We start from the raw sequence: 15,974 nt of genomic DNA, 5'->3' as shown, positions 1-15,974 counted from the left end.
CTGAAACAGAGCTTTCATCTTTTAAATTATCTGATATAATAAGATTATGAAATGGAAAGATATGTAACATCGGAGGGGTGTTGCATACATGGAAGGGAGATTTATTCTCATGGCTAATGTATTTGCGAATAAAGACGTATTTAAGGATACGTTTCAGACGCGAGTGGAACAAATTTACGGCGTTAAATTTGAAGAAAGTACACCGCACCAAAGATATTTCACACTAGGGACACTTGTTCGTGAGTATATCTCATCAAATTGGATTGAGACAAACGAGGCGATTGTTGAGGGGAAGCATAAACAAGTCTACTATTTCTCAATGGAGTTTTTGATGGGACGTTTATTAACAAATAACATCATGAACTTGGGAATCCGTCCGGTTATTGAAGAAGCAATGAATGAGTTAGCAATTGACTTAAATGAATTAGAGCGCATTGAGGCAGATGCGGGTCTTGGTAATGGGGGATTAGGTCGTCTAGCAGCATGTTTTATGGACTCTATTGCATCTTTAGGATTACCAGGGCACGGTAATGGATTACGTTATCGTTATGGATTCTTTGAGCAAAAGATTATCGATGGTTATCAAGTAGAAATTCCAGATAAATGGTTACAACGTGGTTACGTATGGGAAGTTCGTAAGTCAAATGAATCGGTTGAAATTCCGTTCTACGGACACGTTCAAATAGAGAATGTTGATGGGAAAGAAGTCTATAAACATGTACCAGCTGAGTATGTAAGAGCTGTGCCTTATGATGTACCTGTTGTAGGGGACGTAGCGAATAACAATAAAACGGTTAATACATTACGTTTATGGTCATCGGAACCGACAGAAAATAAGTATCCTGATCATATTTCAGCTGTTGAATATGAAAAAGATGTACGTAATATTTCAGAATTCTTATATCCAGATGATTCAACAATAGAAGGAAAAATCTTACGTTTAAAACAACAATACTTCTTTGTAGCAGCCGGTGTAAGATGGGCTGTACGTCAACATAAAGAAGTTTACGGAACATTGAATAATTTCCATGAAAAAAATGTGTTACATATTAACGATACGCATCCAGCCTTAATCGTTCCAGAATTAATGCGTATTTTAATTGATGAAGAGGGGTACGGTTGGGATCAAGCTTGGGAAATTACTCAACATTCATGTGCTTACACGAACCATACAATTTTAGCGGAAGCACTTGAAAAATGGCCGGTTGATTTATTCCAACCATTATTACCACGTATTTATATGATTACGGAGGAAATTAACCGTCGTTACTGTTTAAAATTATTAGAGTTATATCCAAATCAACCAGAGAAAGTAGCTGAATTAGCTATTATTGGATATAATCAAGTGCGTATGGCTCATTTAGCAATTGTCGGGTCATTTAGCATTAATGGGGTTGCACAGTTACATACAGATATCTTAACTCATATTGAGATGAAAGATTTCTATCAAATGTATCCGGATCGTTTTAATAATAAAACAAACGGAATCACGCATCGTCGTTGGTTATTACATTGTAATCCAGAATTAACAAAGTTATTAGATAAAGAAATCGGAACAGGGTATCATACGAATACGTTTGAATTAGCGAAATTAGAGGATAAATTACATGATGAGCGAGTTCAAAAAGAAATTATGAATATGAAATATGCTCGTAAACAAGCGTTAGCAAATCGTATTGAACGTGAGCAAGGTGTGAAGTTAGATCCAAACTCGATTTTTGATATTCAAGTTAAGCGTCTTCATGCGTATAAACGCCAGTTGTTAAACGCAATGCATATTATGTATTTATACAATCGATTAAAAGAGGATGAACAATTTAGAGCGAACTTCCATCCTCAATCATTCATCTTCGGAGCAAAGGCAGCATCAGGTTACTATTTTGCTAAGAAGGTTATTAAACTTATTAATTCGATTGCTCAAAAAGTTAATAATGATCCAGAAACGTCTAACTTATTAAAAGTTGTTTTCGTAGAAAATTACAATGTCACGTATGCTGAGTTAATTATGCCAGCTGCTGATTTATCGGAACAAATTTCTACGGCATCAAAAGAGGCATCAGGAACAGGAAACATGAAGTTTATGATGAATGGGGCTATGACCATTGGAACATTAGATGGAGCGAATGTTGAAATTCATGAGCTAGTTGGAGATGAAAATAGCTTTATCTTTGGATTAAATGCGGATGAAGTTAATGATTACCAACAAAATGGTGGATATAACCCATGGAATCTTTACCATACAGATGTTCGTATTCGTCGTGTATTAGATCAATTAGTTAATGGATTCTTAACACCAGATAAAGAAGAATTCCGCGATATCTTTAATGCCGTGACACATAATGGCGATGAGTATTTTGTCTTAAAAGACTTTGATGCTTATGTGCGTGCGCAGGAGGCTGCTAATCAAGCTTATAAAAATCGCAAGAAATGGACTGAAATGTCAATGATTAATATTGCACGTTCTGGTAAATTCTCATCAGACCGTACGATTCAAGAATATGCAGACCAAATTTGGCATTTAGAAAAATTAAAATTTTAATAAAAAAAATCTCACGTTAGCGTGAGATTTTTTTTATTATTAAGACCTCAATAAGTTCTTATGTGATAAAATCGCTAGTTATTCATTGCATATATAGGGAATTTTTGGTAATTTATTGTTATAGATAAATAAGGCGGTGAAAATAGGAGGGGTTGAATGTTTTTAACGGTTGGACATAAGATTAAGTTATGCCGTAAGAGGCAACGTTTTAAAATGCGATGAAAAATTTATTTGTCAGTCTAACAGTATAGAAATTAGGATTTCTATAGCAGTGGTTGTAGAATATCCCCCTCTTGATCACAGTAGATCTATAAATATTCTGCTTTTAGTTGAGACAAATAAAGACTAACATCCTAATCATTTGATAAGGAGGGAGAAAATGTCTAATTTATTAAAGGTTATTATTTGTTTAATATTAATTTTCACGTTAATTAACTCAGTATTGCGCATTATATTAACAATAGGAATGGGTGGAATAGGAAAAATAGGATACGCATGGCCAGCTCTATTACATGTAGTTATTGTGATATATTTTTGTAAAGTTATTATTTCTTTTCGTAAAAGGGTATAGCGTTTAGCTAGGCTCTTTTATGATCCTCAATGAGTGATATAGATGAACTTGAAAGATTAACGATGAAAAAAGATTTATTAATTTACTCTAATTTGTAAGACTGACTGTAAAAGATGATAAGTTTTTTAGACGATTATCTATCGAGCACACAAAAAAAGACACCTTGATAGGTGTCTTTTTTTGTGTTTTTTTATGGTTAATGAGTTAACAAATTATGCGGTTTTTAATACTTCGTATAACTTTTCTTTTAGCTGATAGTAATGATTTGTTGCCTCAACATAATCATTATAACTGTCTTTCACCTGATTAAATGATGTTGTTACACTATTAAAGTATTGAATCGCTGTACTTGGTTTATCTTGATCAAAATTTTCCTTTAAACCTTTTAAGTTTTTGTTGAGTGCGCTAAGTTGTTGATTAAAGATTTTTAATGTATCTAGACGTTTTTTTTCAGCATCAATGGCCTCCGTCGCTACTTTCTTTTGGTCTTCTGTTAAAGCGGAAGTTGTTTTTTCAAGTTTAGATGTGACATCGGTTTTAATAAATTCAGCTAATTGGACCTCTAATTTTTTTGTTTCGTCGTATGCCTGATTGAAGGTTTCAAATGCTTGATCGGTTTCTGTTCCTTCAGTATAAGTTTCACCTAAGGTAATTAAAGCTTGGACAGCCTCATATAATTGGCTTACATTTTTTTCAATCGTTAAATCACTGACCGTTGTTTCATTTTCAATCTTTTTATCTATTTCGCTAAGCGTTGAATAGGTTTTTGTTTTAGGTGTTTGGTATGAAAAGGCGATAGTGAGGCCAATTCCTGTAATCACGATAGCCAATATAATTGATATTACTTTTTTCATGAAAAGGTCCTCCTAAATATCTTCGCTATTAAAGAAATTTCTACTAAAATGTTGTTCTGGGTTATAAGGTAGGAATTCATATCCTAGGTTTTGATAATACTCAATGACACGTGGCAATGCCTCAAGTGTTGAATTTTTCTCATGGAATAAAACGACTAGATTGGTAGCGGCTGATTTTAATTGCATATCTGCTTCAATTTTTTCTAAAATTTGATTTGCATCGCTATATTTCCAGTCTAAAGAATCAACGTCCCAATCCCAACATTTGAACCCAGCTTCATTTAAAGCTTTGATGTGTTCTGGTGTAAAGGTTCCTCCACCTGTTCCATAAGGGGCGCGGCAAAGTTCACTTTTAAATCCACCTGTCATTTCTTCAATCAAATTTTGTTCCTCTTTCAATTCAGCAACAAAGTTTGCAGGTCCGTTATCACCATATAGGTGGTTGTAGTTGTGAGACAGGGTATGCATTCCGATATAATGCCCGTCATCTTTCATTCGTTGCAATACTGCTTGTGCTTGATTATTATTAGTGAGGGAAGTTCCGAGGACAAAAAATGTTCCTTTTACTTGATATTGATCTAGAATGTCCATGACTTTGGGAGCATTCGCAGAGGGTCCGTCATCGAATGTAAGGTATACAAATTTTACTTCTTGATTACGCCAGCGTTTAAGCGGTGCTGATGAATCAAAGGCTAACTGTTCCAGTTTAGGTTTTTCAAAGGATAATTTTTTTTCCTGATTTGATGCATTTAAAAAAAATCCCCCGGCAATGATTAAAACACTAATAATTGTAAGAGATAAATAAAACAGTGGTGACGGTTTTTTCTTCGTCGAATAGTAATCTCGGTTGTAATAGGCCATAAGTCATCTCCCTTTCTCTGATTTTAATTGTTCCCTCACGGTTTAATGGAGGGGATATCCTATGTATAGTATATCCTAAATTACAGAATAAAACAAAATACTTTTTTTTTTGGATGAAAAAATTAGAATTGGTCTTTAATTATGTCACAATTTGCGATATTATTAGGTATTATTTTAAGCTAGATTCCAAGACCATAAATTAAAAAACGCTCCCTATGATCCTTATGGTAGTTTGGAAGTGTGATTTCTTTTTTTAAATGGAAAGGAGTTCGCTGATCAAGAAAATATTGATAGTCATCAGAGGGATAGTAAAGAATGAGTTCAACTTCACGGTAACACTCCTCGAGAGAGATTAAAATTTTTTCAATAATTTTTCTAAATATTTGAATTGAAAATGGATTAAAGAAGTAAAACTTATTTTCATTTGAACGAATGGGGTAGGTTTCACCGAGTCCACAATAAAAGGTGATATCATTTTGTGCAAAGGGATGCTTTTTAAAATAGTTTTTTTTGTTAAGAAGGGCTACTTCATAAAATTGTTCATTCATTTCTATCCCGGTGACGGGGATTTGAAAGAAATGATGAATATAAAAGTTGAGACGCCCTTTTCCGCAACCATAATCAACCACATGGTCGTTTTGATTTAAGGTATAGTTTTCAAATAGAAAGTTTAGAACCTCATAAGGTGTCGGTTCGTATCGATGGTATAGATGTGAGGTATGATATTTATCTGTCCCTTGTGTTTCAATATTTAATAAATGTTCATAGTCTTTTTCAGTCACGAGTGATACCCCCATTTGAATTTAATAATTTAATTGTAGGGGCATCCGGTTGAAGTTGCAACCGAGATCTTTTATTTTATAAAAATAAGTGGTGGTTTTTATAAAAAAATATAAAATGAGGCTATTATCTAAGGAAAGGGGAGTGAAAAGATGCGTGAGGCGGGAGAGATTCGCGTAAAAAAGATGTCGGCTCACAGACATCCTTATGAGCATCAGTCGGAGGCTTTAGAGGTTTTGGGGGAGATGGATAAGCATTCGAGTTTTAAATCTGTACTCGTTATCCCAACGGGGGGTGGAAAAACATTAACGGCATGTTGGTGGTTATTAAAGGGGGCGCTTAACAATAATAAAAAGGTATTATGGTTGGCGCATCGACAAATGTTATTAGAGCAAGCTGCAAAAACATTTGAAGACAATGCTTTTTCTGATGTGATGACCCAACGATCAGGATTTACCTATCGAATAATTTCGGGGGCACATCAATCGATGCAGGAGGTTCAGCCAGGTGATGATTTGCTCATTGTGAGTAAAGATAGTTTATGTAAACGATTAAAATTTTTGAATAAATGGTTAAAAAAGGAAACGGAGATTTACGTCATTATTGATGAGGCGCATCATGCGAGTGCTCCGACGTATGAAAAGATTTTACAACATATTCAAAATCGAGTGGCATCCGTTAAATTATTAGGATTAACGGCTACTCCTTTTCGAACGGATACGCGTTATTTGAGTGATGTTTTTCCGGATGATATCGCCTATAAGGTTGATTTAATTGATTTAATAAAACGTGGGATTTTATCAATGCCGTATTTTGAGGAATGCCAAACAGAATTAGTTTTAACTTTGACGGATCAGGAGAAAAAGCAACTCATGGTAGACGATTTTCCCATTGAAATTGCGGAAAAGATGGCTAATCATAAGTTAAGAAACGCAGCGATTGTTAGGCAGTATGATAAAGAAAAATATGGTCCTACTATTGTTTTTGCTATTAACCGACTTCATGCCCTTGTTCTAAAATCGTTATTTGAAAAGGCAAAGATTCGTTGTGGTGTAATCATTTCCCGGGAAACGGATGATATTTTGGAAATGAAGCAATTGGTGATGGAGAATGAATCTATTATATTAGATTATCAGTTAGGAAAAATTGATGTTTTAATAAATGTTAATATTTTGACGGAGGGAATAGATTTGCCGATGACTCGTTCGGTCTTTTTAACCCGCCCGACCACATCTGCTGCTTTAATGACGCAAATGATTGGCCGAGCATTACGAGGTGTGAAGGCGGGGGGAACGCATCAAGCCTATATTGTTAGTTTTATTGATGATTGGCAGGACCAGGTGAAGTGGGTTAATGCTAAGACCTTACTACAGGATCGAGAGGAAATAGTTGAAGAAATGGGCGATGAAAAAGAAGAAACTCAGAAAATGTATGAGAAAATTTCTTTTGCCAAATTGGAGGAGTATATCCATTTGCTAGACTCTAGTATTGATACAAAGGCACTTGAATCAATCCCCTTTATTAAGCGTGTTCCTTTGGGAATGTATGCATTTACTCTAGTGGATCGGGGAATTGAGCGAAGTCATCAAATTTTAGTTTACGATAGTACAAAGCGACGTTACGATCATTTAATTGCCCAATTACCGACGTTTTTTGACTATCATCACGTTCATGAAGAGATTACCTCTATTCAACTCTTAAATAAATTAACAGAGATTTGTGCACGTCGTTGCTTTTTAGGAGAAATGATTCCATCCTATGATGAACGTGACATTCAAGCGTTGTTACGTTATTTCAGTCGCTATCGAGAGGCGCCTCCATTTATTCCACTTGATGAGATGGAAAGGAAGAGTCTTGACTTGTCACAGGTTGCCTGCCAAATTATTGAGAAGAATATGACGAGAGCACAGCAACGGGCCTACATTGATTCACTTTGGAATGACCCAGAGCAACTATTCTCTATTTACTTTCACAAAAAACTGTTCTTTGTCCAACAATTGAATATTGAATTAAGAAGATGTTTAAAAGAGGAGGAAAATAAACAGAGATGAATCCTTATGATATTGCTGCTTTTTTGTCAGATGTTGAGTTACCCTATGTAAAAGAACGCCATCTGATTAAGCAAATTCACCACGATTTGGCGGTGAAGACATCGTTGGCGACATTTGAAATAGCCATCGATCATTGTTTAATAAGGCTAGATTCACAATTAGAGCGGGAACTTCAACAGTTAAGATCACACGGCGAATGTTTAATGGGGGGAGTAAATCCTATTCAAGATATGGCGCATTATTTAAAGGTGATTAAATTAAAACTCCTGTATACCGAAGCGGAGTATGTCAAACTAAAATTACGCACCCTTTTAAAACTTGTGGGTTATAAAAGAAGAGGGGAAAAGGTTATGAGCGAGTTTGATGAGTTACTGGATGAACTTAATCTGTTAGTGTTTGTCAAAGGAGAACTTGTCATTAAGAGGGTTGAAATAGGACTCGATGATTTTATGACAATTCGATTAAGGAGTTGATTTGAATGTTAAAGGAAAAAATTGAAGGATACGTGCCTCAAAATAAACAGGAGATGCAAGATAAAAAGGTAATGCTCGATTACTTGAATTTATTTGGGTCTCAATTACTGACACGAGAAAATGAATTTGCCCATTTTACAAGTTCAGGGTTTGTGTTGAATGAGGCGAGAGATAAAGTATTGATGGTCTATCATCATATTTATAATAGTTGGGCATGGACTGGAGGGCACGCAGATGGGCAAGCGGATTTATTGGCCGTTGCCTTAAAAGAAGCGAGAGAGGAGACGGGGGTTAAACACTTGACTCCGTTAACTGATGACATCATGTCAATTGAAATTTTACCGGTTATTGGGCACATGAAACGTGGAGAATATGTAAGTGCTCATCAGCATTTAAATGTTTCATATGTTTTAATTGCTAGTGAAACAGATGAGTTACGAATTAAAGAAGATGAAAATAGTCAGGTAGGATGGATTCCTGTTGATGAGATCAAACATTATGTGAGAGAAGAACATATGCTTCCCATTTATGAAAAGTTAATTCGACGTGTAAGCAAGGTTTAAGGCAGACTATGAAATGAAAAGGGTTTAATTGTTCCTGAAAAATGTCATTTTTGTGTTCTTTTTGTGAAATATTTGAAAACTATTGCATAAAGTGAAAAAATTGTATATAATCCTCTCGTAAAGTAAAAAGAACGACCCTTACCTGTTGGGAGGTAAGTCTTTTTCAAAAAATTCAATGGCCATATTGAATGGGAGGACGAAGAAAGTGAAAAAATTATTAGCATCATTTGCTGTATTATTTGGATTATCTTCGATGGTTGCTTGTTCACAAGACCAAAAAGAAGAAGGTAAAAAAGAAGAGAGCAACATTGTAAAAACAATTGAAAACCCAGTAGAAATTGAGTTTTGGCATGCGATGTCAGGACCAAACGAAACAGCGGTTAATCATTTAGTTGAGGAATTTAACGCAACAGTTGGGAAAGAAAAAGGAATTACAGTTAAACCTGTTTATCAAGGGTCTTATCCAGATTTAAAATCAAAAATTACGGCAGCAATTCGCGCTAAATCAGCACCTGCAATTGCTCAAGCTTATCCAGACTGGGTTGCTGAGTATTTACAATCAGGAGCAGTTGTTGAATTAGACGATTATATTTTCGATAAAGAAGTAGGAATTGAAAACTTTGATGATATTGCAAAAGCTTATCGCGATGAAAATAGTCAATATGAAGGTGGAAAATTCTATTCATTACCATTTAACAAATCGACAGAAGTTTTATACTATAACAAAACATTCTTCGAAGAAAATAATTTAGAAGTTCCAACAACTTGGGAAGAATTAGAAGAAGTATCTAAAAAAATTACTGAATTAACAGGAAATCCTGCATTTGGATTCGATTCAGCGGAGAATGCATTCCTTACTTTAGTTAAACAATTTGGTGGAGAATATACAAATACTAAAGGTGAAGTGTTATTTGGGGAATCAGATGCAGCAGTTGAAATGTTAGAAATGATTCAAAAGAATACAGATGCTGGATACTGGCGTTTACCAGGTGAAGATAAATATATGTCAGGACCATTTACAAGTGGTTTAGTACAAATGTTTGTTGGATCAACATCAGGAGCAGCACATGTTATTAATGGATTAAAAGAAACAAATGCGTTTGAATGGTCAGCAGCACCAATCCCTCAAAAGAGTGAAGATACAAAAGCGGTTATTCAACAAGGGACAAACGTTGTTGTGATGAAACAAGGATCAACAACTGATGAGCAAGTTTATGCAGCTTATGAGTTCGCTAAATTCTTAGGAACACATGATGCAAACCTTTACTGGACAATGAATACAGGATACTTACCAATTCGTCAAACAGTTGTTGACTCTGAAGAGTATCAAAACTATATCATTGAGTCTGGAGATATGACAAAAGAAGCTGGACCAAAACAATCAGATTACTATTTCTACGATGTAGTGTTTGTAAACCCTGATTTCAGTTCATACAATGTACGTACAGCAGCAGGTGTTGCGGTTGAAAATGTTGTATTAAATGGAATGGAACCACAAGCTGCAGTCGATGAAGCTTTAAAATCATTAGGTTTAAAATAACAAAAAGAAGATAGCCATTGGCTATCTTTTTTTTGATAAATAGGGTAGAGGAATGGATGTTGCTATAAATGTCGAATTTCGTTATAATGAAATCAAAAACGAGAAGGAGATGGATTAAATGTTAGTCGATTTACATATGCATTCTTACTATTCTGATGGATCGTTTTCTCCGAGAGAGGTGGTGGAGTTAGCAAAGAAAAAGGGTCTCGGTTTCATTTCAATTACGGACCATAATACGATTGCTGCCCACGACGAGTTTGAAAAATCTTGTCAGGAACTCGGAATGAATTATGTCCTTGGCGTGGAACTAGACTGTGTTTTTGGAGAACGATCGATTCATTTGCTTGCCTATCAATTTAAGGTAGATGAGGGCTTATTAGAGGTGATTAAAAGATCGCGTCAGCAGTTAGATCAAATGGGAGTTGATTTAATTCAACTCATGGAAAAAGATTATGATCAGCTTTCATCGACGGATTACGAGGCATATACTTATAATCGTCGGTTAGGTGGTTTTAAAGGAATTCATTATTTAAAAGATCGGGGAATTACTGAAAGCCTGATGGATGGATTAAAAGTTTATCGTGACTATGGAATCTTTTATTCCAATTACGATTTTCCACGCGTTGAGGAGGCCATTAAACACATTCATCGTTGTGGTGGGAAGGCTGTGCTAGCGCATCCAGGAAAATATTATCGGCAATCTTCATTAGAAGACGTTCGTAAAGATTTTAATCGATTGCTTCAAGCCGGAATTGATGGAATTGAATGTTATTATCCGATCCATAGTGATGAGTTAACCGCATGTTGTGTTGATTTTTGCAAGCAACATGACTTAATGATGACGGTAGGATGCGATTGCCATGGGGAAATGAGTAAAAAAGATAATGAGTATGTGATGGGATGTTTGAAAAAGGATGAAACAGAGTTAAACTTAAAATTCTAATGCTAGGAAGGATTCGGCGTCTTCATACCCTATATTTCGTGTCAACAATCAGAAGGTGGGTAACCGATTTTCATCAAGCGTCTATTTTCAATTAGTTCTTGAATGTTTAAGCCCCCCTAGAGCATATAGTTAAAAGGAATATATGTTTAATGGGGGTGGTGGCATGAATCGGGATATTGAGAAAATTGATAAACCAACGTTACGGCAGGCCCTAAAGGGGACTGAGTCTGAGAAAAATCTTCAAAAAGCGTTAATCGGTGAGGCATTGGCTCATAGTCGATACCAGTTTTATGCCAAGTGTGCAAAGTCGGCTGGCTATGAACAAATAGCGGCGATTTTTTTAGAGACAGCAGGAAATGAACAGGCACATGCTGAGATTTGGTTTCAACTTCTTGAGGGAGGGGAGCTTACAGCGGAGGAGGCTTTAAATTCTGCGGCCTATTTTGAACACGGAGAATGGACCGATATGTATCCATCATTTGCGGAGGTGGCTCAAAGCGAAGGGTTTGAAGAATTAGCTCAAGAGTTTTTAAATGTAGCTGCTATTGAGCGAGGTCACGAGCAACGATTCCGAGAACTTTTAAAGAATGTTGATACCGATCATGTTTTTGAAAAGGAACAGCCCGTCATCTGGGTTTGTCGTCATTGTGGTCATCGTGTCTATGCGAAGGAGGCACCCGATCATTGTCCGGTTTGTGGCCATCCAAGAGGCTATTTTGAGTTACTGTGTCATAACTATTAAAAAAGCATCGATCGGGATGATCGATGCTTTTTTTTATAAAGAATGATAAGTTTCTTCGTCTAAGGCGTTTTCGGATTTAGCAACGGCTACAGCTGTTGCGGCATCTCCTACAACGTTTAAGGCAGTCACTAACATTTCTACTGGACGGTTAATAGCTAGGATTAATGAGTAGGCAAGTAAAGCGGCATCATTTTGGTACCCCATTCCTGATAAGACCGTGAATAGGATGACCGCTCCTGCCCCTGGAGCAGCCGGTGTTCCGATTGAGGCGATGAGTGCCAAAATCGCGATAAGTGAAATACTTCCGACTGTTACTTGATAGCCTGCACTTGAAGCGATAAAGATTGCGGCAATCACTTGCATAATCGCTGTTCCATTCATATTAATGGTCATTCCAAGTGGAAGAATAAATGAGGCGATTTCTTTATTAACACCTAACTCTTCTGTTGTCGTTTTTGTATTTAACGGTAAGGTTGCTGCTGACGATGAAGTTGAGAATCCGAACATCGCCACTTTAGCCGTTTTTTTAACGAAGGCCATCGGATTTAATCGGGTCATGATAAAAATAAATAGGGCATATCCTAGTGTGAGGAACACTAACAGAGTAAGGACTACGGTAATAACATAAGCTAGTGCTGGTTTTAAATGCTCAACACCGTAGATGGCAAATGTACGTGTTAATAAAACGAAGATAGCGAAAGGTCCAAATTTAGTGATTAAGAAGGTTAAGAAGACCGTGATAATCTTGTTAACATCTTCAAGTAATTTCTTTAATACGCTAATTTGTTCACCTAAATGATTAATAGATAATCCTGTGACGACAGCTAAGAAAACAATAGATAAGATACTTCCATTTGTTGCAAAGACTGAGGTAATGTTATTTGGAATAGCCTTGACAAAAATAAGAAGTGGATTTGATCCGGTTGTTCCTGTTTGAGCGCTCATATTGTCGATGTTTACATTAAAAATTCCAAATTGATTAGCGACTAAACCGACGATTCCGGCTAATACTAAGGCAAAGAGTGAGGTGATTAAGAATCCCCCAATTGTTTTATAAGATAGACGTCCTAGTGTCTTTGTATCAGAGATACGGCACATCGCAAGCGCGATTGAAGTAAAAACCATTGGGACAATGACAAGTTGCATAGAATTTAAAAAAAGTTGCCCAAGAATGTAGAAGATTCCAATTGCATCAGTGGCCCCCTCGGCACTAATATCTTGAAATAGAAGTTTATTAATCGTTGCCCATAGATTAGGATTGCTATTGAGTAAATGCTCGCGTAAAACTAAAAATAATGACCCAAATGTTAATCCGCAGATTAGGGCAATAGCCATTTGAATCGCTAGACGGTTCTGATTTTTTTTCATGACTTTCTCTCCTTGGTGTTTATAATTAGAACCCTATTCGCTAATGGAATAGATGAAAAAAGCCCTAAGTCATAAAGGGATCCTTTAAAACTTAAGGCAATAAACATACAGCGCATCATTAAAACAGACAAAGTAGCTTCTTTATTGTCAAATCACGACTATATCTTTCCTTAATTACTTCTCGTGAGTAATCTTAAAGGGTTCCTATTGAAAATAAATATATCTTGTTTTCATCATAGAGTCAAGATTTATTTTACAAAAGCAGACAAAAATGTTATGGTGATTATAACATGGAATAGTTTAGAAGGAGTGATGAGATGAAGTCACAAATTAGTGGTACGACGCAATTAATTGGGATCGTTGCGAATCCTATTCGGCACAGTATTTCACCGAAAATGCATAATGCGGCATTTGAAAAGCTTCAACTGGACTACGCTTACTTAGCTTTTGAGGTTGAAGAGGGACAATTAGCGGAGGCCGTTGCTGGACTACGAGCGTTAGGGGCCCGTGGCTTTAATGTGTCGATGCCGTATAAAAGTAAAGTGATTCCGTATTTAGACGAGTTATCACCCGCCGCAACACTGTGTCAGGCAGTTAATACGGTTGTGAACGAGGCCGGTAAATTAGTTGGACATATGACTGATGGCAGTGGATTGATGCAAGCGTTAAGAGATGAAGGATTTGAAGTTAGGAGAAAAAAAATTACGATTGTCGGCTGTGGCGGAGCTGGGAAAGCCATTCAAATTCAAGCGGCACTCGATGGAGCCCGAGAGTTAGCCATCTTTAATCGATCGGTGGCTCGTGGCCAAGAGATGGCAGATTTAATTAATCGTCACACCTCGACAAAGGCGACCTTTTATCCGTTAGGCGATGAGGCATTACTGAAAGAACAATTGGCAACAAGTGATTTATTGATTAATGCGACCAATATTGGGATGGGCGAATTAAAGGATCAGTCGTTTATTAGAGATTCAAGTCTTCTTCCAAGGGATTTGTTCGTGTGTGACATCATTTATAACCCTGCAAAGACGAAACTTTTACAGCAAGCCGAAGAGAGGGGTTGCCGCATCATGAATGGAGTTGGCATGATTATTTATCAGGGAGCGGAGGCCTTTAAAAAATGGACGCACCATGAGATGCCCATTGAAGAAATCAAAAACGTGTTAAATTTGAAAGGATGATAACGATGAAGCTACTCGTATTAAATGGTCCTAATTTAAATATGGTTGGTATTCGTGAACGAGGGGTTTACGGGACGAAAACTTATATGGAAATGGTTCACTATATTAAAGAAGTGGCAAAGGAACGTGGCCACGATATTGAGGTGCGACAAAGTAACAGTGAAGGGGAGCTCATCGATTGGATTCATGAAGCCTATTTAAAAGGTTATGAAGGGGTAATTATGAATCCAGGGGCATACACTCACTATAGCTATGCGATTTTTGATGCGATAAAATCAATTGCTCCCATCCCCGTTGTTGAGGTTCATTTATCAAATGTCCACGCACGGGAATCTTTTCGACAGACTTCAGTGACGGCACCCGCTTGTGTGGGGCAGCTTTGTGGTTTCGGAGAATTGGGATATGGTTTAGCTATTCAAGCGCTTGAGCAGGCCGTTCAATCACTAAACGGTTAATGTTTTGTCTATCAACGATAAAAAATCGATGAATCGAAAGATGATAGAAGTTTTAGCTTATTCGTAAAGAAAGGCACCCTATCAGCAGGTGATAACGTATCATCAGTGATTAGGGTGCTCCATTTTTTCATCCTAACCATCGGGAAGTGTGAGCAGACGGAATACGGCAGGCGGGGATTGCCGTATTTTTTTATTGTTTAAATAGGAAAATTTTAGTTATAATAGAGAAAAAGGAGGGATTGATTTGTATAAAATGAATGGCTGTGTGCGATTTAGTGAGGTAGGAGAAGATGGGCGGTTAACATTACCCCATTTGATTAATTATTTTCAAGATTGTAGTACATTTCATTTAGAGGATATCGGATTAGGGACAGACTACTTTGTCCAACAAAATCTAGCCTTTTATATTTTATCGTGGCAAATTGAAATCAATCGCCTTCCTTATTTAGGTGAGGAAATTAAGGTAGGGACGTTGATTTATGGATGTAAAGGGATGTTTGGCTATCGAAATTATATCATGTATGACGTTGCGGGAAATATTTTAGCTTACGCTAATTTATGCGGATGCTTTATTGATGCATCGACGGGAAAATTTGTTAAATTATCAGAGGATGAGGTTGAAAAGTATCCGATTGAAGAAAAAATAGAGATGAATTATTTACCCCGTAAAATTAAAGTTCCTTCGAGTAATCAGGTGTTAGAACCCATTCGCGTGAGAAGGCATCAGATTGATGTGAATGCACATGTTAACAATAGTCAGTATGTTGCGATGGCCCTTGACTGTTTAGAAGGAACAGAAACGCTGACACAAATACGGGTTGAATATAAGCGAGCAGCTAAATTAGGAGATGTCATTATCCCAACCGTTACAAAGGAAGGCCAGTCGTATTATGTGACCCTATGTGATGATCAGATGCAACCGTATACGGTTATTACTTTCGGGGTTTAAAGAGGAGGAAGTCTTTTTTAAGCCTTCAGTTTTTGTTATAATCTGTCATTTATTTGAGACGGACGCATATACTTTACTAAAGACAGATAGGTATCGGGGATGAT

General features: G+C 36.6%; 15 protein-coding genes. 11 read left to right on the top strand and 4 right to left on the bottom strand.

What is annotated here, in order from left to right:
• The first annotated feature begins 109 nt into the window (after nucleotides 1-109).
• Nucleotides 110-2,539 carry a glycogen/starch/alpha-glucan phosphorylase gene (locus VXM77_RS09130; RefSeq protein ID WP_161831163.1) on the top strand — a complete coding sequence of 810 codons (2,430 nt, stop codon included), beginning with the start codon at nucleotides 110-112 and terminating at the stop codon, nucleotides 2,537-2,539.
• Between the two features lie 379 nt (nucleotides 2,540-2,918).
• Nucleotides 2,919-3,110, top strand: a complete 192-nt coding sequence (locus VXM77_RS09125; RefSeq protein WP_262951114.1) for a hypothetical protein — start codon at nucleotides 2,919-2,921, stop codon at nucleotides 3,108-3,110.
• 212 nt (nucleotides 3,111-3,322) lie between these two features.
• Here VXM77_RS09125 and VXM77_RS09120 read toward each other — a convergent pair whose 3' ends face one another.
• The 3 genes from VXM77_RS09120 to VXM77_RS09110 form a co-directional block, all read right to left on the bottom strand.
• Nucleotides 3,323-3,964, bottom strand: a complete 642-nt coding sequence (locus VXM77_RS09120; RefSeq protein ID WP_161831162.1) for a hypothetical protein — start codon at nucleotides 3,962-3,964, stop codon at nucleotides 3,323-3,325.
• Nucleotides 3,965-3,976: 12 nt separating this feature from the next.
• Complete coding sequence (locus tag VXM77_RS09115; RefSeq protein ID WP_161831161.1) at nucleotides 3,977-4,825, bottom strand: polysaccharide deacetylase family protein; 849 nt, start codon at nucleotides 4,823-4,825, stop codon at nucleotides 3,977-3,979.
• Between the two features lie 179 nt (nucleotides 4,826-5,004).
• Entirely contained in the window at nucleotides 5,005-5,607 is a 603-nt protein-coding gene (locus VXM77_RS09110; protein ID WP_161831159.1) for a methyltransferase domain-containing protein, read from the bottom strand.
• A gap of 150 nt (nucleotides 5,608-5,757) precedes the next feature.
• On the opposite strand from VXM77_RS09110, the gene VXM77_RS09105 reads away from it, so the two are divergent.
• From VXM77_RS09105 to rbr, 6 genes are all read left to right on the top strand, one after another.
• Nucleotides 5,758-7,656 (top strand): DEAD/DEAH box helicase, encoded by a 1,899-nt coding sequence (locus VXM77_RS09105; RefSeq protein WP_161831158.1) that lies wholly within the window; start codon nucleotides 5,758-5,760, stop codon nucleotides 7,654-7,656.
• On the top strand, nucleotides 7,653-8,129 hold the full coding sequence (locus tag VXM77_RS09100) for a hypothetical protein (protein ID WP_161831156.1): 477 nt from the start codon (nucleotides 7,653-7,655) through the stop codon (nucleotides 8,127-8,129). The genes VXM77_RS09105 and VXM77_RS09100 overlap by 4 nt, the downstream gene beginning before the upstream one ends.
• A 5-nt stretch (nucleotides 8,130-8,134) precedes the next feature.
• Entirely contained in the window at nucleotides 8,135-8,692 is a 558-nt protein-coding gene (locus VXM77_RS09095; RefSeq protein ID WP_161831154.1) for an NUDIX hydrolase, read from the top strand.
• A 205-nt stretch (nucleotides 8,693-8,897) separates the two neighbouring features.
• Nucleotides 8,898-10,232, top strand: a complete 1,335-nt coding sequence (locus tag VXM77_RS09090; RefSeq protein WP_262950676.1) for an ABC transporter substrate-binding protein — start codon at nucleotides 8,898-8,900, stop codon at nucleotides 10,230-10,232.
• A 118-nt stretch (nucleotides 10,233-10,350) separates the two neighbouring features.
• Nucleotides 10,351-11,175, top strand: a complete 825-nt coding sequence (locus VXM77_RS09085) for a PHP domain-containing protein (protein WP_161831152.1) — start codon at nucleotides 10,351-10,353, stop codon at nucleotides 11,173-11,175.
• A 163-nt stretch (nucleotides 11,176-11,338) separates the two neighbouring features.
• Nucleotides 11,339-11,917 (top strand): rubrerythrin, encoded by a 579-nt coding sequence (gene rbr / locus VXM77_RS09080; protein ID WP_161831151.1) that lies wholly within the window; start codon nucleotides 11,339-11,341, stop codon nucleotides 11,915-11,917.
• Between the two features lie 33 nt (nucleotides 11,918-11,950).
• Here rbr and VXM77_RS09075 read toward each other — a convergent pair whose 3' ends face one another.
• Nucleotides 11,951-13,285 (bottom strand): dicarboxylate/amino acid:cation symporter, encoded by a 1,335-nt coding sequence (locus VXM77_RS09075; protein WP_161831150.1) that lies wholly within the window; start codon nucleotides 13,283-13,285, stop codon nucleotides 11,951-11,953.
• A gap of 317 nt (nucleotides 13,286-13,602) precedes the next feature.
• On the opposite strand from VXM77_RS09075, the gene VXM77_RS09070 reads away from it, so the two are divergent.
• From VXM77_RS09070 to VXM77_RS09060, 3 genes are all read left to right on the top strand, one after another.
• Nucleotides 13,603-14,466 (top strand): shikimate dehydrogenase, encoded by an 864-nt coding sequence (locus VXM77_RS09070; protein WP_338506106.1) that lies wholly within the window; start codon nucleotides 13,603-13,605, stop codon nucleotides 14,464-14,466.
• Nucleotides 14,467-14,471: 5 nt separating this feature from the next.
• Nucleotides 14,472-14,921: a type II 3-dehydroquinate dehydratase gene (gene aroQ, locus VXM77_RS09065; RefSeq protein ID WP_262953883.1), complete on the top strand. Its 450-nt coding sequence runs from the start codon at nucleotides 14,472-14,474 to the stop codon at nucleotides 14,919-14,921.
• A 253-nt stretch (nucleotides 14,922-15,174) separates the two neighbouring features.
• Nucleotides 15,175-15,870 carry an acyl-ACP thioesterase domain-containing protein gene (locus VXM77_RS09060; protein WP_262953888.1) on the top strand — a complete coding sequence of 232 codons (696 nt, stop codon included), beginning with the start codon at nucleotides 15,175-15,177 and terminating at the stop codon, nucleotides 15,868-15,870.
• Nucleotides 15,871-15,974 lie beyond the last annotated feature (104 nt).

The sequence above is a fragment of the Turicibacter sp. KK003 genome (assembly GCF_037014675.1).
Classification (GTDB): domain Bacteria; phylum Bacillota_I; class Bacilli_A; order MOL361; family Turicibacteraceae; genus Turicibacter; species Turicibacter faecis.
Note: the sequence above shows the minus strand (reverse complement) of the source record. Positions and strands in the feature narration are given on the sequence as shown.

Excerpts from the sequence above, each read along its gene's own strand:
- VXM77_RS09130 (WP_161831163.1), top strand. The coding sequence starts at position 110 with ATGGCTAATGTATTTGCGAATAAAGACGTATTTAAGGATACGTTTCAG.
- VXM77_RS09125 (WP_262951114.1), top strand. The coding sequence starts at position 2,919 with ATGTCTAATTTATTAAAGGTTATTATTTGTTTAATATTAATTTTCACG.
- VXM77_RS09120 (WP_161831162.1), bottom strand. The coding sequence starts at position 3,964 with ATGAAAAAAGTAATATCAATTATATTGGCTATCGTGATTACAGGAATT.
- VXM77_RS09115 (WP_161831161.1), bottom strand. The coding sequence starts at position 4,825 with ATGGCCTATTACAACCGAGATTACTATTCGACGAAGAAAAAACCGTCA.
- VXM77_RS09105 (WP_161831158.1), top strand. The coding sequence starts at position 5,758 with ATGCGTGAGGCGGGAGAGATTCGCGTAAAAAAGATGTCGGCTCACAGA.
- VXM77_RS09100 (WP_161831156.1), top strand. The coding sequence starts at position 7,653 with ATGAATCCTTATGATATTGCTGCTTTTTTGTCAGATGTTGAGTTACCC.
- VXM77_RS09095 (WP_161831154.1), top strand. The coding sequence starts at position 8,135 with ATGTTAAAGGAAAAAATTGAAGGATACGTGCCTCAAAATAAACAGGAG.
- VXM77_RS09085 (WP_161831152.1), top strand. The coding sequence starts at position 10,351 with ATGTTAGTCGATTTACATATGCATTCTTACTATTCTGATGGATCGTTT.
- rbr (WP_161831151.1), top strand. The coding sequence starts at position 11,339 with ATGAATCGGGATATTGAGAAAATTGATAAACCAACGTTACGGCAGGCC.
- VXM77_RS09075 (WP_161831150.1), bottom strand. The coding sequence starts at position 13,285 with ATGAAAAAAAATCAGAACCGTCTAGCGATTCAAATGGCTATTGCCCTA.
- VXM77_RS09070 (WP_338506106.1), top strand. The coding sequence starts at position 13,603 with ATGAAGTCACAAATTAGTGGTACGACGCAATTAATTGGGATCGTTGCG.
- aroQ (WP_262953883.1), top strand. The coding sequence starts at position 14,472 with ATGAAGCTACTCGTATTAAATGGTCCTAATTTAAATATGGTTGGTATT.
- VXM77_RS09060 (WP_262953888.1), top strand. The coding sequence starts at position 15,175 with ATGAATGGCTGTGTGCGATTTAGTGAGGTAGGAGAAGATGGGCGGTTA.